This is a genomic window from Streptomyces sp. G45, from assembly GCF_049542095.1.
Lineage (GTDB): Bacteria > Actinomycetota > Actinomycetes > Streptomycetales > Streptomycetaceae > Streptomyces.
In genome coordinates, this window is record NZ_JBMUZU010000001.1 from 5,380,618 (window position 1) to 5,397,515 (window position 16,898).

13 protein-coding genes and 1 tRNA gene are annotated in these 16,898 nt (G+C 70.6%); 5 read left to right on the top strand and 9 right to left on the bottom strand.

The features are described from left to right. The first annotated feature begins 167 nt into the window (after positions 1–167). The 3 genes from ppc to ACOBQU_RS22725 all read left to right on the top strand — a co-directional run bounded on the left by ppc (position 168) and on the right by ACOBQU_RS22725 (position 7,054). On the top strand, positions 168–2,921 hold the full coding sequence (gene ppc, locus ACOBQU_RS22715; RefSeq protein ID WP_423629147.1) for a phosphoenolpyruvate carboxylase: 2,754 nt from the start codon (positions 168–170) through the stop codon (positions 2,919–2,921). A gap of 89 nt (positions 2,922–3,010) precedes the next feature. Further along, complete coding sequence (locus ACOBQU_RS22720; protein WP_423629148.1) at positions 3,011–3,604, top strand: Uma2 family endonuclease; 594 nt, start codon at positions 3,011–3,013, stop codon at positions 3,602–3,604. 150 nt (positions 3,605–3,754) lie between these two features. Then, complete coding sequence (locus ACOBQU_RS22725; protein WP_423629149.1) at positions 3,755–7,054, top strand: LPXTG cell wall anchor domain-containing protein; 3,300 nt, start codon at positions 3,755–3,757, stop codon at positions 7,052–7,054. 103 nt (positions 7,055–7,157) lie between these two features. Here ACOBQU_RS22725 and ACOBQU_RS22730 read toward each other — a convergent pair whose 3' ends face one another. From ACOBQU_RS22730 to ACOBQU_RS22760, 7 genes are all read right to left on the bottom strand, one after another. Then, complete coding sequence (locus ACOBQU_RS22730; RefSeq protein WP_423629150.1) at positions 7,158–7,628, bottom strand: hypothetical protein; 471 nt, start codon at positions 7,626–7,628, stop codon at positions 7,158–7,160. 93 nt (positions 7,629–7,721) lie between these two features. Beyond that, positions 7,722–8,318 (bottom strand): aminoacyl-tRNA hydrolase, encoded by a 597-nt coding sequence (gene pth / locus ACOBQU_RS22735; protein ID WP_423634643.1) that lies wholly within the window; start codon positions 8,316–8,318, stop codon positions 7,722–7,724. A 90-nt stretch (positions 8,319–8,408) separates the two neighbouring features. Continuing rightward, entirely contained in the window at positions 8,409–8,996 is a 588-nt protein-coding gene (locus tag ACOBQU_RS22740; protein WP_423629151.1) for a 50S ribosomal protein L25/general stress protein Ctc, read from the bottom strand. Positions 8,997–9,183: 187 nt separating this feature from the next. Continuing rightward, a complete protein-coding gene (locus ACOBQU_RS22745; protein ID WP_423629152.1) occupies positions 9,184–10,173 on the bottom strand; it encodes a ribose-phosphate diphosphokinase in 990 nt (329 codons plus the stop codon). Between the two features lie 171 nt (positions 10,174–10,344). Further along, positions 10,345–11,802: a bifunctional UDP-N-acetylglucosamine diphosphorylase/glucosamine-1-phosphate N-acetyltransferase GlmU gene (glmU, locus tag ACOBQU_RS22750; RefSeq protein WP_423629153.1), complete on the bottom strand. Its 1,458-nt coding sequence runs from the start codon at positions 11,800–11,802 to the stop codon at positions 10,345–10,347. 112 nt (positions 11,803–11,914) lie between these two features. After that, a tRNA-Gln gene (locus tag ACOBQU_RS22755) sits at positions 11,915–11,985 on the bottom strand. Positions 11,986–11,992: 7 nt separating this feature from the next. Further along, a complete protein-coding gene (locus tag ACOBQU_RS22760; protein ID WP_423629154.1) occupies positions 11,993–12,868 on the bottom strand; it encodes a hypothetical protein in 876 nt (291 codons plus the stop codon). A gap of 177 nt (positions 12,869–13,045) precedes the next feature. Between ACOBQU_RS22760 and ACOBQU_RS22765 the strand changes: the two genes are divergently transcribed. Beyond that, the gene (locus ACOBQU_RS22765; RefSeq protein ID WP_423629155.1) at positions 13,046–14,398 is read left to right on the top strand and encodes a sensor histidine kinase; all 1,353 of its coding nucleotides are present in this window, start codon (positions 13,046–13,048) and stop codon (positions 14,396–14,398) included. 33 nt (positions 14,399–14,431) lie between these two features. Here the strand turns inward: ACOBQU_RS22765 and ACOBQU_RS22770 are convergent, their stop codons facing one another. Further along, positions 14,432–14,920, bottom strand: coding sequence for an SUKH-3 domain-containing protein (locus ACOBQU_RS22770; RefSeq protein ID WP_423629156.1), 489 nt, complete (start codon positions 14,918–14,920; stop codon positions 14,432–14,434). 98 nt (positions 14,921–15,018) lie between these two features. Further along, a complete protein-coding gene (locus tag ACOBQU_RS22775; RefSeq protein ID WP_423629157.1) occupies positions 15,019–15,639 on the bottom strand; it encodes a YwqJ-related putative deaminase in 621 nt (206 codons plus the stop codon). A gap of 269 nt (positions 15,640–15,908) precedes the next feature. Here ACOBQU_RS22775 and ACOBQU_RS22780 point away from each other — a divergent pair, with 269 nt between their 5' ends. Next, positions 15,909–16,898, top strand: a complete 990-nt coding sequence (locus ACOBQU_RS22780) for an SMI1/KNR4 family protein (RefSeq protein WP_423629158.1) — start codon at positions 15,909–15,911, stop codon at positions 16,896–16,898.

The window sequence follows — 16,898 nt, forward strand, 5'->3', positions numbered from 1 at the left end:
GCAAGAGGCCGCGAGTCGGCTGGATCCCATCGACACCTATCCTTGGATCGGTCGGACAGCGCGGTCCGCTCTGATATCTCCCCCGGTTCACCGGCCGGGACCCCTCCAGACGTGCCCACCCCGTCTCCCGCCCCAGGCGGCGGGATTCACCGCAAGGAGCCGCACCTGTGAGCAGTGCCGACGACCAGACCGCCCCGAAGGCCGCCGCCCGCACCGCGACGGCCACCGCGAACAGCGAGCTGCGCGCCGACATCCGCCGACTCGGCGACCTCCTCGGCGAGACCCTCGTCCGCCAGGAGGGCCCCGAACTCCTCGACCTCGTGGAGAAGGTCCGCCGCCTGACCCGCGAGGACGGCGAAGCCGCCGCCAAGCTCCTCGGCGGCACCGAACTGGAGACCGCCGCCAAGCTCGTCCGGGCCTTCTCCACCTACTTCCACCTGGCCAACGTCACCGAGCAGGTGCACCGCGGCCGCGAACTGCGCGCCAAGCGCGCCGCCGAGGGCGGCCTCCTCGCCCGCACCGCGGACCGCCTCAAGGACGCCGACCCCGAGCACCTGCGCCAGACCGTCGAGCACCTGAACGTCCGCCCGGTCTTCACCGCCCACCCCACCGAGGCCGCCCGCCGCTCCGTCCTGAACAAGCTGCGCCGCGTCGCCGAACTCCTGGAGACCCCGGTCATCGAGTCCGACCGGCGCCGCCACGACACCCGCCTCGCCGAGAACATCGACCTCGTCTGGCAGACCGACGAACTGCGCGTGGTCCGCCCCGAGCCCGCCGACGAGGCCCGCAACGCCATCTACTACCTGGACGAACTGCACGCCGGAGCCGTCGGCGACGTCCTGGAGGACCTCACCGCCGAACTGGAGCGCGTCGGCGTGTCGCTCCCCGAAGGCACCCGCCCCCTCACCTTCGGCACCTGGATCGGCGGCGACCGCGACGGCAACCCCAACGTGACGCCCGACGTCACCTGGGAGGTGCTGATCCTCCAGCACGAGCACGGCATCAACGACGCCCTCGACATGATCGACGAGCTGCGCGGCTTCCTCTCCAACTCCATCCGCTACACCGGCGCCACCGAGGAACTCCTCGCCTCCCTCCAGGGCGACCTGGAGCGCCTCCCCGAGATCAGCCCCCGCTACAAGCGCCTCAACGCCGAGGAGCCCTACCGGCTCAAGGCCACCTGCGTCCGGCAGAAGCTGGAGAACACCAAGCAGCGCCTCGCCAAGGGCACCCCCCACGAGCCCGGCCGCGACTACCTCGGCACCGCCGAGCTGCTGCACGACCTCACCCTCATCCAGACGTCGCTGCGCGCCCACAAGGGCGGCCTGTTCGCCGACGGCCGCATGAACCGCACCATCCGCACCCTCGCCGCCTTCGGCCTCCAGCTCGCCACCATGGACGTACGCGAGCACGCCGACGCCCACCACCACGCCCTCGGCCAGCTCTTCGACCGCCTCGGCGAGGAGTCCTGGCGGTACGCCGACATGCCCCGCGAGTACCGCGAGAAGCTCCTCGCCAAGGAACTCCGCTCCCGCCGCCCGCTCGCCCCCTCCCCGGCGCCCCTCGACGCCGCCGGACAGAAGACCCTCGGCGTCTTCGAGACCGTCCGCAAGGCCCTGGACGTCTTCGGGCCCGAGGTCATCGAGTCGTACATCATCTCCATGTGCCAGGGCGCCGACGACGTCTTCGCCGCCGCCGTCCTCGCCCGCGAGGCCGGGCTCATCGACCTGCACGCGGGCTGGGCGAAGATCGGCATCGTGCCGCTGCTCGAAACCACCGAAGAGCTGCGCGCCGCCGACGTCATCCTCGACGGCATGCTCGCCGACCCCTCCTACCGGCGCCTGGTCGCCCTGCGCGGCGACGTCCAGGAGGTCATGCTCGGCTACTCCGACTCCTCCAAGTTCGGCGGCATCACCACCAGCCAGTGGGAGATCCACCGCGCCCAGCGCCGCCTGCGCGACGTCGCCCACCGCTACGGCGTGCGGCTGCGCCTCTTCCACGGCCGCGGCGGCACCGTCGGCCGCGGCGGCGGCCCCTCCCACGACGCGATCCTCGCCCAGCCCTGGGGCACCCTCGAAGGCGAGATCAAGGTCACCGAGCAGGGCGAGGTCATCTCCGACAAGTACCTCGTGCCGTCCCTGGCCCGGGAGAACCTGGAGCTGACCGTCGCCGCCACCCTCCAGGCCTCCGCCCTGCACACCGCGCCCCGCCAGTCCGACGAGGCCCTCGCCCGCTGGGACGCCGCCATGGACGTCGTCTCCGACGCCGCCCACACCGCGTACCGCAAGCTCGTCGAGGACCCCGACCTGCCCGCGTACTTCCTCGCCTCCACCCCCGTCGACCAGCTCGCCGACCTCCACCTCGGCTCGCGGCCCTCCCGCCGCCCCGGCTCCGGCGTCTCCCTCGACGGGCTGCGCGCCATCCCGTGGGTGTTCGGCTGGACCCAGTCCCGGCAGATCGTCCCCGGCTGGTTCGGCGTCGGCTCCGGCCTCAAGGCACTGCGCGAGGCCGGACTCGACACCGTCCTGGAGGAGATGCACGAGCACTGGCACTTCTTCCGCAACTTCATCTCCAACGTCGAGATGACCCTCGCCAAGACCGACCTCAGGATCGCCCGCCACTACGTGGACTCCCTCGTCCCCGACGAGCTGAAGCACGTCTTCACCACCATCGAGGCCGAGCACGCCCTCACCGTCACCGAGGTCCTCAAGGTCACCGGCGAGGACGCCCTCCTCGACGCCCAGCCCGTCCTCCAGCAGACCTTCGCCATCCGCGACGCCTACCTGGACCCGATCTCGTATCTCCAGGTGGCCCTGCTGAAGCGTCAGCGGTCCGCCACCGGGGACGCGGATCCGCTGCTGGCCCGTGCGCTGCTGCTGACCGTGAACGGGGTGGCGGCGGGTCTGCGCAACACGGGCTGACCGCCACCTACGCGAACGACGCTGCGGGCCTGTCCGGAAAGATCTCTCCGAGCAGGCCCGCAGTCGTCATACTGAATGTGGGAGGACCCATGACACAGCAGACCATGTACCGGCACCTCCGCGACTTGCGTGACCGGCTGACCCCGCCCCCCGGCCTTGCTTGGCCCGAGATCAGTGACGGACGAATTGTCATGATGATGAGCCCGCGCCCTCGCCACCAGCTGACCGCAACGCGAGTGCGCGACCAGCTCACCAGGCAGCTCCCGGACGAGCTGGGGGTGTTCGAGGTGACGGACACCGACGACGAGGCGCTCGGTAAGCTCCGTGTCCCAGACCTTCACGTCTGCGCCTACGCCGCCATGGAGACCGACCACCCTCTCGACCCGCGCGAGATCACCCTCGTGGTCGAGATCGTCTCGCCCTCCAACCCGGACAACGACTATCAGGAGAAGACCCGCGACTACCCGGCCATGGGCATCCCCCACTACCTGATCGTCGACCCCCGCGACGGCACCTGGACCTACCAGTGGCAGATCGGCCGCGCCGAAGGCCGCCCCGCATACGAGAACCGGCTGCACCTCCCGTACGGCAAGCCCGTCACCATCGCCACCGACCTCGGCACCTGGACGATCGACACCACCGACCTGCCCCGCTACAGCGCCAAGGACATGGCGCAGGAGTAGCCGCAGCGACTCGCGTCCCCAAGGCCCCACACCCCCCGGTGCGGGGCCTTTCAGGTGAAATAGGCTGCTTATCGCGTTGTCGTAACGTCCGCCACGCCCGGACCGGCCCCACAGTTGACGCGTCCTCGTCCCCTCGTGGTCGGAAGTGCCGTGGTCCCCATCGCTCACCGCCACCGGCGCGCACTCGTCGCCGCCGTGGCCGTCCTCGTCGCCGCCCTCTCCGCGCTCGCCCTCGTGCCGTACGACAGTGCCGCGCGCGCCGACCCCCGGATGAGCGTCCGCCTCGACCCGGGCACCTCACCCGTGCCGTCCGGCGACCACGTCACGTACAACGGGTTCATCCAGTGCTCCATCCCCGGCGACTGCCAGGACGTGACCGTCACCTTCACCCCGCCGCCGGGCGCCTCCGGCAAGGGCGTGGTCTCCCAGCCCTACCCGCCCGGCGTCACCGGCGTCACCGCCAACGACGACGGCACCGTGACCGTCACCTACAGCTCCATCGCCAGCGGCCAGAGCTCCCAGCTCACCGTGAGCTGGCCCACCGAGGACTACTGGACACCCCCCGGCGACCAGCGCGCCACCATGACCGCCACCGCCGCCAACGGCGACGGCACCCCCAGCACCGACGACGCCGCCGTCCAGGTCACCGCCGAACCCAACCCGGCCATCAGCAAGGAAGGCCCCTCCACCGCGCGCCCCGGCGAGACCATCACCTACAAGGTCACCGCCACCAACGACCCCCGCAACACCAACCGCCCGCGCGGCAACCTCGCCCTGGAGAACACCGTCCTCACCGACGTCCTCCCCGAAGGCGTCGACCTCGTCGACGCCACCCCCGCCGGATACACCTACGACGCGGCGACCCGCACCCTCACCTGGCCCGTCGACACCGAACCGGACCGGCCCGGCGACCAGCTGGCCCAGGTCAAGACCTACCCCTACGGCGTCGTCCACGAGATCCGCGTCAAGGTCCCCGACGACGCCACCGACGGCACCACCCTCACCAACACCGCCACCATCAGCGGTGACCCCCACGGCCCCAGCACCGAGAAGATCACCGAGAGCGACACCGCCGACACCGTCATCGGCACCGGCAGCGGCGAGGTCTCCGGCACCCTCGACAAATCCGTCGACACCCCCCTCGCCGCCGACGGCCAGCGCGTCTCCTACGTCCTGCGCTTCGCCAACACCGGCACCGACCCCGCCGACGCCCGCGTCACCGACGCCCTCCCCGACGGCTTCGACGGCGAGACCCTCAGCCTCTCCACCCCGACCGGCGGCGCCTACACCGGCCCCTGGACCGTCACCGTGACCCGCCGCGACGGCACCACCGAAACGGTCACCCCCGACTCCCAGACCATCGCCCTCAGCGACTACGGAGACGTCGTCGCCGTCCGCGTCGACGTACCCGACCTGGCCGCCCGCACCAACCTCATCGTGCAGATCGCCGGAAAGGCCGACGGCTCCGAACTCCCCGGCGGCAGCGGCGACATCGACAACTGCGCCCAACTCGACCTCACCGGCGCCAGCGGCACCGCCAACGAGGAGTCCTGCACCAGCTTCCACATCGAACCCGAGGTCTCCCAGCCCGACCTCAGCAAGTCCACCGACCCCACCCCCGTCGGCCCCGGCGGCAGCCACACCTGGACCGTCACCCTCCGCAACGACCGCTACCGCACCGGCTCCTCCCCGCTGCGCCCCCGCTTCGTCGACCTCGTCCCCCGCCAGCTCTCCTACGTGACCGGCTCCTGGACGCTCGCCGACGACCAGCCCGACTACTGCCCCGCCGCCGACCGCTACACCGAGACCGTCTCCGAAGGCCCCGACGGCCGCACCCGCGTCGAACTCACCGCCGAACCCGGCGCCGAGATCCCCGCCGACGACTCCGCGTGCGTCTACACCTTCCGCACCCTCGTCGAACCCGGCGTCGCCAGCGGCACCTACGGCGGCTCCCCGGCCGACGCCGACTACGCGGGCAACCGCGCCGGACTCTACGACGCCGAACGCCCCGTCAACACCCGCACCACCGACCGCCACGACATCGACGGCGACGGCGACACCAGCGAGAACGTCGCCGAAGCCACCGACGACTTCGCCATCGCCGAGTCCTCCGCCCTCTTCGTCACCAAGGAGGTCAAGGGCGACCAGGACGACGCCTTCCAAGGCTCCGCCGAAGTCCCCGGCCAGGAGGACGAGGTCGGCCAGTCCACCGTCAGCGGCACCGTCGAGTACCGCACCGTCCTCGGCAACATGGGCAACACCACCCTCACCAACGTCGTCGCCTACGACCTGCTGCCCGCCCCCGGCACCCCCGGCGTCACCAGCGGCCGCTACGACGACGACGTCACCAGCCAGTGGCGGCCCACCCTCACCGGGCCCATCGACGCGGGCGGCGCACCCGTGACGATCACCTACTCGGAGAAGGACGACCCCTGCCGCCCCGAGATGGACAACACCCCCGACAACACCGCCCCCTTCCAGTGCGACGGCGACCCCGACCCCACCTTCGTCCCCGCCGACCAGGTCACCGACTGGAGCCGCATCCGCTCCGTCCGCTTCGACTTCGGCGACCACGTCTTCGCGGCGGGCGAGCGGTATACGCTGCGCTGGCTCATGGACGTGCCGGACGAGGCGTCCGGCGACCAGCCGTTCGAGGGCGGCGAGCGCACCTGGAACAAGATCGCCATCGCCGGTGACCGCCGCCAGCCCGACGGCACGACGCGGCCCCTGCTCGCCACGGAAGCCCCCTGGGTCGTGGACGAGGTCAACCTCCCACCGTCCCCGTCGCCGTCCCCGTCCCCGTCGGAGTCGCCCTCACCGTCCCCGTCTCCTTCGGAGTCGCCGTCTCCGTCGCCTTCGCCGTCGGAGTCGCCTTCGCCGTCTCCGTCTCCTTCGGAGTCCCCGTCGCCGTCGCCGTCGCCGTCGCCGTCGGAGTCCCCGTCCCCCTCTCCGTCGCCGTCTGAGTCGCCGTCTCCGTCGCCTTCGCCGTCGGAGTCGCCCTCGCCTTCTCCGTCGCCGTCTGAGTCGCCGTCTCCGTCGCCTTCGCCGTCGGAGTCGCCCTCGCCTTCTCCGTCGCCGTCTGAATCGCCCTCGCCGTCCCCGTCGGAGTCCCCGTCCCCGTCCCCGTCGCCGTCCGAGTCGCCTTCCCCGTCCCCGTCTCCTTCGGAGTCGCCGTCTCCGTCGCCTTCGCCGTCGGAGTCCCCGTCGCCCTCCCCGTCCCCGTCCGAGCCGACGGAGCCCCCGTCCCCGTCCCCGTCGGAACCGTCGGAACCCCCGTCCCCGTCGGACCCCTCGCCGAGCGACTCGCCTTCGCTGCCGGACACCGGATCCTCCGGGACCTGGCTGGCATCGGGCATCGCGGCGACGCTGCTCGCGGCCGGAGCCCTGTTCGCGGCGATCAGCCGCAGGCGCCGGGAAGCGGACGCCTGGGACACCTACGACCACCGATGAGATAGCGGCGTACGACTGAGGGGGCGGCGTCCACGCGACGCCGCCCCCTCACCCGTACCGAATCCGAACCCGTACCGAACCCGAACCCGTACCGAACCCCGCCTCACAGCGTCAACGTCGCGAACGCCGCCGTCAGCTGGACCGTGCCCGCCAGGGCCAGCACCCCCGCCACACGGTTCAGACGCAGGCCCCCGGCCACGACCACCGCCGCCAGCAGCAGTGCGCCGCCCAACGGCAGCCAGGCGTGCAGGAAGCCGGGACCGCCGCTACGGACCGCCTCCGGCGCGGCGGAGCGCAGCGTGCCGGACTTGATGACCACCGGGATGCGCTCACCCTCACGGGCCGCGACCGACCGGTCGATGACGACCCGCCCGCGCGGCGCCCGGCCCGACGCCGACGCGTACCGGCCCGTGCACGCGTCCCCCGAGCACCGCGTGACGGACAGCGTGCCGCGCTCCCGCCGCTCGTCCGGAAGCATCACATGCCGGGCCGTGCCCCACGACGCCCAGGCACCGGCGGTCAGGATCAGGGCCGCGACGAGCGCCGCCGCGCCCCGCAGTGCGTATGCGGGCATGGCCGCGATCCTTGGCGAAGTGACCGCACACCGTCAACCACCGCCGGGCGAGACCTGCGGGAACCTCCCCGAAGGTCACAACTCCCCGGAACGTCAGGAGTTGTACGCGCTCTGCGCCCGCTCCAGGCCCTCGGTCACCAGGCACTCCACCGCGTCCGCCGCCCGGTCCACGAAGTAGTCCAGCTCCTTGCGCTCCGCCGTCGAGAAGTCCTTCAGGACGAAGTCCGCGACCTGCATCCGCCCCGGCGGACGCCCGATCCCGAACCGCACCCGGTGATAGTCCGACCCCATGGCCTTCGTCATCGACTTCAGACCGTTGTGGCCGTTGTCACCGCCGCCCAGCTTCAGGCGCAGCACCCCGTAGTCGATGTCCAACTCGTCGTGGACCGCGACGACCTGCGCCGTCGGCACCTTGTAGAAGTCGCGCAGCGCCGTCACCGGACCGCCCGACAGATTCATGTACGACATCGGCTTGGCGAGGACCACCCGGCGGCTGCCCGGACCCATCGGACCGACCCGGCCCTCCAACACCTGCGCCTGCGCCTTCGCGGCCCGCTTGAAGGTCCCGCCGATCCGCTCGGCGAGCAGGTCGGCGACCATGAAGCCGACGTTGTGGCGGTTCATGGCGTACCCCGGGCCCGGGTTGCCGAGACCCACGACCAGCCAGGGTGCGCTCGGATCCGTCGTCATCTGCGTGTCCCTCATAGGTCCTTCATAGCTCAACCGCCGCCCAGCGCCTCAGCGCTGAGCGGCGGTTGGAACACCTTACGGAGCGACGGCTCAGGCCTCGGCGGCCTCGTCGCCCTCACCCTCGGCCGGGGCCTCCTCGGCCTGCGCGGCCAGCACCTGCAGAACGACCGCGTCCGCGTCGGTGGCCAGCGTCACACCGGACGGCAGCGCGATGTCCTTGGCGAGCACCGAGGCACCCGCCTCCAGGCCCGCGATGGAGACCGTCACGGACTCCGGGATGTGCGTGGCCTCGGCCTCGACCGGCAGCGCGTCCAGGACGTGCTCAAGGAGGTTGCCACCCGGGGCCAGCTCGCCCTCGGTGTGCACCGGGATCTCGACGGTGACCTTCTCGCCGCGCTTCACCAGGAGCAGGTCCACGTGCTCCAGGAAGCCCTTCAGCGGGTCACGCTGCACGGCCTTCGGGATCGCCAGCTCGTTCTTGCCCTCGATGTCCAGGGACAGCAGAACGTTCGGCGTACGCAGGGCGATCATCAGCTCGTGACCCGGCAGCGTGATGTGCACGGGGTCCGAACCGTGGCCGTACAGCACACCCGGAACCTTGTTCTCACGGCGGATGCGGCGCGCGGCGCCCTTGCCGAACTCGGACCGGGACTCGGCGCTGAGCTTGACCTCAGACATGGAGCACTCCTCGTAGATAAGGCGAACGGAAAGCGTCACCCGGCCACACGACTGGCCTGCTACGAAGAGCGCGTCGATAACGGACCGCCGTACCCATGAGTACGGCCTCCCTCGCCGAGCAACCTCATCAGTCTACTCGGCGGGAAGGCCGCACCCCAAAACGATCAAACCCGCAGGCCGGACAGGCTCAGCCCTGCGGACCCGACTGCTCCTCGAACAGGCTGGTCACCGAGCCGTCCTCGAAGATCTCCCGCACCGCGTTCGCGATCGTCGGAGCGATCGACAGCACCGTGATCTTGTCCAGCTCCAGCTCATTCGGCGTCGGCAGCGTGTTCGTGAACACGAACTCACTCACCTTCGAGTTCTTCAACCGGTCCGCCGCCGGACCCGAAAGCACACCGTGCGTCGCCGTCACGATGACGTCCTCCGCACCATGCGCGAACAGCGCCTCAGCCGCCGCACAGATCGTGCCACCCGTGTCGATCATGTCGTCGACCAGCACACACACGCGGCCCTCGACGTTACCGACCACCTCGTGCACCGTGACCTGATTCGCCACGTCCTTGTCACGACGCTTGTGCACGATCGCCAGCGGAGCACCCAGACGGTCACACCAGCGGTCCGCCACCCGCACCCGGCCCGCGTCCGGCGACACCACCGTCAGCTTGTCCCGGTCCACCTTCGCACCCACGTAGTCCGCCAGGATCGGCAGCGCGAACAGGTGGTCCACCGGACCGTCGAAGAAGCCCACGATCTGATCCGTGTGCAGATCCACGGTCACGATCCGGTCCGCGCCCGCCGTCTTCATCAGATCGGCCACCAGACGCGCCGAGATCGGCTCACGACCACGGTGCTTCTTGTCCTGACGCGCATACCCGTAGAACGGCACGATCACCGTGATGCTCCGCGCCGAAGCCCGCTTCAACGCGTCGATCATGATCAACTGCTCCATGATCCACTTATTGATCGGAGCCGTGTGGCTCTGGATCAGGAAGCAGTCCGCACCACGCGCCGACTCCTGATACCGCACATAGATCTCGCCATTGGCGAAGTCGAACGCCTTCGTCGGCACGACGCCGACGCCCAGCTCATGGGCGACCTCCTCGGCCAACTCGGGGTGGGCGCGGCCGGAGAAGAACATCAACTTCTTCTCGCCGGTCGTCTTGATCCCGGTCACAGCACTGTCTCCTCAGACGAGTTCTTCCGCTGCTGCGCCCGCGATTCATCCCGAAGCCCCGGAACCTTTCTCCACGTCCCAGGACAGAGGCCGCGCCACGAGCCAGCCGATTGGTGTGCACCTATCACGGTACGCGGTGTTCAGCGCACCTTTTTCCAGCCACGTTCCCGGTCAGCCCTCACCGACCGCGTTCTCAGCCCCCCGAGACGCCGCCTCAGCCGCCTTCGCCGCCGCGCTCCCCGGACGCTTACGAGCCACCCAACCCTCGATATTCCGCTGCTGGCCACGGGCCACAGCCAACGAACCCGCGGGCACATCCTTCGTGATCACCGAACCCGCAGCGGTGTACGCACCATCGCCAATCGTGACAGGAGCCACAAACATGTTGTCCGAACCAGTCTTGCAGTGCGACCCCACCGTCGTGTGGTGCTTCGCCTCACCGTCATAATTCACAAACACACTCGCCGCGCCGATGTTGGAGTACTCACCGATCGTCGCATCCCCCACGTACGACAGATGCGGCACCTTCGTCCCCTCACCGATCGACGCGTTCTTCATCTCCACGTACGTCCCCGCCTTGGACCGCACACCGAGCCGCGTCCCCGGCCGCAGATACGCGTACGGACCCACCGACGCCCCCTCGCCGATCTCCGCACCGTTCGCCACCGCGTTGTCCACCCGCGCACCCGCACCCACCACCGTGTCCCGCAGACGCGTGTTCGGACCGACCTCCGCACCCTCACCCAGATGCGTCGACCCCTCCAACTGCGTCCCCGGATACACCACCGCGTCCCGCTCGAACGTCACACCCGCGTCCACCCACGTCGACGCCGGATCCACCACCGTCACACCCGCCAGCATCGCCACGGTCAACAACCGCTCGTTCAACACCCGCCGCGCGTCCGCCAACTGCACCCGGTTGTTGATCCCCGCGATCTCCCGGTGATCCACCGCCACCGCCGCACCCACCCGGTGCCCGGCCTCCCGCAGGATCCCCAGCACATCCGTCAGGTACTCCTCACCCTGACTGTTGTCCGTCCGCACCTTCCCCAGCGCGTCCGCCAACAACTGACCGTCGAACGCGAACACCCCCGAGTTGATCTCCCGGATCGCCCGCTGCTCCTCCGACGCGTCCTTGTGCTCCACGATCGCCGTCACCGCGCCCGACGCCGCGTCCCGCACGATCCGGCCGTAGCCCGTCGCGTCCGGGACCTCCGCCGTCAGCACGGTGACCGCGTTGCCGTCCGCCGCGTGCGCCTCGGCCAGCCGGGTCAGCGTCGCGCCCGTCAGCAGCGGGGTGTCGCCGCACACGACCACGACCGTGCCGTCGACACGCCCGCCGATCTCCTCCAGACCGATGCGGACCGCGTGCCCCGTACCGTTCTGCTCCGCCTGGTAGGCGGTGCGGACGTCCGGGTCGATCTCGGCGAGGTGCGCGCTCACGCGCTCGCTCTCGTGCCCCACGACGGCGACGATCCGCTCCGGCGCGAGCTCACGCGCGGCGGCGAGCACGTGCCCCACGAGGGAACGGCCGCAGATCTCGTGCAGGACCTTGGGGGTGGCCGACTTCATACGGGTGCCCTCACCCGCTGCGAGGACGACGACGGCTGCCGGGCAGTTGGCGCTCACGGGGATGCCCTTCGGCTTCGGGTGGGGTGGACATCCGCAGGATACCGGGGCGTATGGGGGTGGAAATGGGGGCGGGTCCTGACCCTTGGGGTCAGGACCCGCTAGCCATGGGCTCCCGGGGGAGGACTCGAACCCCCATAAGTGACACCAAAAGACACCGTCTTGCCCTTAGACGACCCGGGATAGGCCCTTATGTCCGGTTCGGTGATCCGCCCGGAGTGGCAGCTCCTACTATGCCGTACCAAGCGCCTTCGATGCGACGGTACAAGTCGGCTCCGTCTCGCACGTCAATGCGAAGGCAGCCGTGGTAGTTCCCGCCCAGGTTCTTCCGGTTCGTCTTCGGGTTGTGCTTCTTGAGGCTGGTCTTGAGGAGATCCGTTGTTTTGATGCCAACGTGGTCAGCCCAGTACTTCTCGGCTGTCGCGATGTCCGCGGTCTCGTGGATGTGGACCGCGAACCTGAGCTTCTCGGGTGCTACGCGCAGGAGCTTGAGCCAGGCCAGGAATACTGTGATCATGTCTGGGTCGCTGTTCACGAACGTGACGCGCTCGCGTCGAGCGTACGACTTGCTCTTGGCTCCCTCCGCCCAGTACAGCCCGACGCCGACCAGGAACAGTTCGCGGTCGGTGAGCTGCCCGACATCGTTCGCCGCCGCCTGCTTCGTGCGCTGGCGTTCCTCCTCGCGCAGGCGCAGCTTCGGCTCCCAGCCGCGCTTGGCGATCGCCGAGGCCTCCTCGCGAGTCCGCTGTCGTCGCTCCGGCTTCGGCAGGTCCCGTACCCACAGGGATATCGAACTCTTCGAGCAGCCCAGCTCGACCTGGATCTGGTCGTAGGTCCAGCCCTGGAGGCGCAGCTCGCGGGCCTTGGCGCGGAGGTCGTCCTTGGCTCGGGGGCGCTTGGTCCAGTCGGGGGCGGGTTCGCCTTTGACGAGGCGGTTGAGGATGTCGTTGTTGAAGACCTTCAGCTCGTCTCGGATCTGGCGCAGGCTGTAGCCGCGGCGGCGGAGGGCGATGGCCTGTTCGCGGAGGGTTTCGAAGTCGGCGTACTTGCCGGTGGGGTCGGTCATGCGGACAGCCTTGTCCGGAATTCGGACGTCCGGGTCGAAAGTCTGGGCGGTTCAACTGTTCGAGGGTTACCGCGTGGTTTCGGAGCGCGATCGGGGCTGTCCGGGTAGCGGGGGCGTACGTCTGTCGACCCGAAACTCACCGGATGGCGGGGCGGGGACGCCCGTAGGCTGGGAGGCATGACCACGACGGGGGACAGCAGCGCCGCGGCCAGGACCGGGCCGTGGTGGTGGGAGCGGCGGCGCAGTGCCGTGCTGGACGGTGGGCTGGCGCTGGTGTCGGCGGCGGAGTGCGGTGCGGAGGGCACGGAGTTCGCGCGGGACGCGGGGCTGCCGCTGGCGGTGGGTGTGCTGTTCGGGGTGGTGGCGGGGTCGACGCTGGTGTTGCGGCGGCGGTGGCCGATCGCGGTGGTGCTGGTGTCGGTGGCGATCACGCCCGCGCAGATGGGCATCCTGATGACCATCGTGGGGCTTTACACGCTGGCGGCGTCGGAGCTGCCGCGGCGGATCACGGGCGCGCTGGCGGGGATGTCGCTGGCGGGGACGCTGATAGTGACGCTGGTGCGGACGAGTCAGGACATGGCGAGCGGTGATCTGCGGATCGGTGAGGGGTTCATTCCGTTCATCGCGATCAGTACGTCGTTGGGGGTGACGGCGCCGCCGGTGCTGCTGGGCCTGTATGTGGGGGCGCGGCGGCGGCTGATGGAGAGTCTGCGGGAGCGGGCGGACAGTCTGGAGCGGGAGCTTCAGTTGTTGGCGGAGCGTGCGGAGGAGCGTGCGGAGTGGGCGCGGGGTGAGGAGCGTACGCGGATCGCGCGGGACATGCATGACGTGGTGGCGCACCGGGTGAGCCTGATGGTGGTGCACGCGGCGGCGTTGCAGGCGGTGGCGCGGAAGGATCCGGAGAAGGCGGTGAAGAACGCGGCGCTGGTGGGGGACATGGGTCGGCAGGCGTTGACGGAGCTGCGGGAGATGCTGGGGGTGTTGCGGGCGGGGGAGTCGGCGGCGCGGCCCGCGCCCGCGCCGGTGGTGGTGCCGTTGGCGGCGGTGGGTGCGGCGGCGGCGCAGGCGGCGTCGCGGGTGGAGGACGCGGGGGGCGTGTCGGGGGCCGGTGAGGCGGAGGCGGTGGAGGGGCCGTGTCTGGCGGAGCTGGATGAGCTGGTGGATCAGTCGCGGGCGGCGGGGATGGCCGTGGATCTGTCGGTGGAGGGGGAGGCGCGGGCGTATGCGGCGGATGTGGAGGAGACGGCGTTCCGGGTGGTGCAGGAGGCGCTGACGAACGTCCACAAGCATGCGGCGGGGGCGAAGACGTATGTGCGGCTGGCGCATCGGGGTGAGGAGATCGCGATGCAGGTGGAGAACGGTCCGCCGCCGGAGTCGGGTCCTGCGGATGCCCGGTTGCCGAGTGGGGGCAATGGGCTGGTGGGGATGAAGGAGCGGGTGACGGCGTTGGGCGGGGTGTTCGTGTCGGGGCCGACGGACGCGGGTGGTTTTCGGGTGTCGGCGGTGCTTCCGGCGGGTGCGGGCCGCTGAGGGGGGCTGTCTGGCGGGTGCCGGGTGGTGGGGTCAGCTCGCGGTGAGGCGTACGGGCTGGGTGCCTGCGATGAGGGTGGTGAGGGCCTGGTCGATGTGGGCGCCGAGGTACCAGTCGCCGCTGTGGTCGAGGCTGTAGACGCGGCCTTCGGCGTCGATGGCGAGGAGGGCCTGGGTTTCGGTTTCCTCGCCGAGGGGGGCGACGTCGGTGCCGAGGGCGCGGCCGAGGTCGCCGAGGGTGCGGGCCATGTGGAGGCCGTAGAGGGGGTCGAGGTGGAGGGGGGCGGGGGCGATCTGGCGGCCGGGGCCCTGGGGGGTGATGTGGAGTCCGCCGAATTCGGCCCAGGCTTCGACGGCGGCGGGGAAGACGGTGTGCTGGTGTCCGGCGGGTGAGGTGTGGCGGCGCAGGGTGTCGGCCCAGATCTCGGCTTGTTTGATGTCCCAGCGGCCGGGTTGCCATCCGGTGGCGCGCAGGGCGGCGTCGATGGGGACGGGGAAGCGGGTGGTGCTGTCGGTGTGCATGGCTCGGGCCCTCGTGGTGCGGGTGTGCGTGCGTGGGTGTGTACGCGGGTGAGTGCGCGTACGGGGGTGTGTGGGGGTGGCGTGCGGGTCGGGGCGGGTCACCCGTCGGTGGCCGTGGGGTCGACGACGCGGACGCCGAAGTGCGCGGTGAGGGCGGTGCAGGCCCGGCAGGGGCGGGCGAAGGAGCCGTGCAGGGGGTCGCCGTCCTCGCGGATGCGGCGGGTGGTGAGTTTGGCGTGCTTGAGGGATTTGCGGGCTTCGCCGTTGGTCATGGGTTTGCGTCGGGCGCGTTTGGAGCGGCTGGCGTCGGCGGCGGTGAGGTGGCGGGAGATGAGGACGGCCTCGGCGCAGCGTCCGGTGAACCGTTCCCGCTGGCCGCTGGTGAGGGTGTCGAGGAAGTCCTGTACGAGGGGGTGGAGGTCGGGTGGGTCCTCGGCTCTTCGTGGGGTGCCGGTGAGGGTGGTGCCGCGTACGGAGAGGGCGGCGGCGACGGTGGGCAGGATGCCGTCGCGGCGGTGGCGGAGGATCGGCGCGTGGGCGGGGGCGCTGCTCCAGCTGACGCGGGGGTCACCGCCCGTGGTGGCGGTGGCGGTGGTGGCGGTGGCGGTTGTGGAGTGGATGGTTCCGGCGCTTTCGGTGATCGTTCCGGCGGTCGTTCCCGTGGCCGTTCCGGTGGTCGTTCCGGTCGTCCGTGACATGCCGGTTTGTGCCGTGTGCATGTGGTGTTTCCCTCCCCGTGCCCGCGGTGTCGACCGCTGTGCCACGCCCCCGCGTTGCGGGAACAGACTGCCAAATGGGGCGCGTGGTGCGGAAGCGGGGTCCGGTTGACACGCCTTGTTTTCGGCTCTGGGTGACGGGGTCGTGGCGGGTGGTCACAGGTGTGCCGTGGGGTGGGCGGGTGGGCGGAGGCGGCCCGATGACCCGTGTCGTGCTTCCGCATAGGCTGTCGCCATCCGTGAACCTCACAGCGCCGCAGGGGGCAACCGCCATGACGACAGGTCGGCCAGGTCGGCTCGGGCAGCAAGCCGCGCCGCCGAACGCGGCCTACGCCGGGCAGGTCGTGCACTTTCCGGATCCGGTGCGTGCCGCCCGGCATCCGAGGGGGGTGCGGGTGGACGGCGACGGCTACCCGGACTTCTCGCCGTACGCGCGGGCGGCGGCGGAGATCGCCGAGCCGCCGGAGGGCTTCGGCGTGGACGAGCTGCGTCTGACGGACTACGTGTCGGCGAACGCGGCGCTGGCGGCGGCGGGCCACGAGTTGTGGGACACGCTGCCGCCGGTGGCGACGCCGCACGGCTGGACCTGGCACCACGTGCCGCACAGCCGTCGCCTTGAGCTGGTGCCGGTGGAGGTGAAGGCGCTGCTGCGCCACCACGGCGGCATCGCGACGTCGGCGGTGGACCACGGCAAGCGGGGCACGCGGCCGTTGCAGGAGACGCGTCCGGCGCATCTGGCGCTGCCGAAGGGGTCGCTGGCGGTGACCGAGAGCCAGGTGGTGGGCGTCGAGGAGGATCTGGGGTACCGGCTGCCGGGTGCCTACCGTTCGTTCCTGAAGGCGGCGGGCGGGTGCGCGCCGGTGGGGACGGCGTTGGACGCGGAGCTGGGGCTGCTGATCGACCAGCCGTTCTTCACGGTTCGCGACGAGGCGGCGGTCAATGACCTGGTGTACGTCAACAAGTGCCTGCGCGATCACCTGACCAAGGACTTCCTGGGGGTCGGGTTCGTGCAGGGCGGTCTGCTGGCCGTGAAGGTCAAGGGGGACCGGATCGGTTCGGTGTGGTTCTGCGCGTACGACGACGCTCGGGACGTGGACGCCTCGTGGGCGCCCGCCGAGCGGGTGGGGCGGCTGCTGCTGCCGTGCGGTGATGACTTCGACGCGTTCCTCACGCGGCTCGCGGGCAGTCCGCCGGAGCTGGAGACCGTGGCGAACCTGATGGTGGACGGCGGCTTCGCGCGCGCCGTCCCGGTAGGGGAGTGA

Coding starts and splice junctions, on each gene's coding strand:
- ACOBQU_RS22720 (WP_423629148.1), top strand. CDS start 3,011: ATGACACAGCAGACCATGTACCGGCACCTCCGCGACTTGCGTGACCGG.
- ACOBQU_RS22730 (WP_423629150.1), bottom strand. CDS start 7,628: ATGCCCGCATACGCACTGCGGGGCGCGGCGGCGCTCGTCGCGGCCCTG.
- pth (WP_423634643.1), bottom strand. CDS start 8,318: ATGACGACGGATCCGAGCGCACCCTGGCTGGTCGTGGGTCTCGGCAAC.
- ACOBQU_RS22740 (WP_423629151.1), bottom strand. CDS start 8,996: ATGTCTGAGGTCAAGCTCAGCGCCGAGTCCCGGTCCGAGTTCGGCAAG.
- ACOBQU_RS22760 (WP_423629154.1), bottom strand. CDS start 12,868: ATGACCGACCCCACCGGCAAGTACGCCGACTTCGAAACCCTCCGCGAA.
- ACOBQU_RS22765 (WP_423629155.1), top strand. CDS start 13,046: ATGACCACGACGGGGGACAGCAGCGCCGCGGCCAGGACCGGGCCGTGG.
- ACOBQU_RS22770 (WP_423629156.1), bottom strand. CDS start 14,920: ATGCACACCGACAGCACCACCCGCTTCCCCGTCCCCATCGACGCCGCC.
- ACOBQU_RS22775 (WP_423629157.1), bottom strand. CDS start 15,639: ATGCACACGGCACAAACCGGCATGTCACGGACGACCGGAACGACCACC.
- ACOBQU_RS22780 (WP_423629158.1), top strand. CDS start 15,909: ATGACGACAGGTCGGCCAGGTCGGCTCGGGCAGCAAGCCGCGCCGCCG.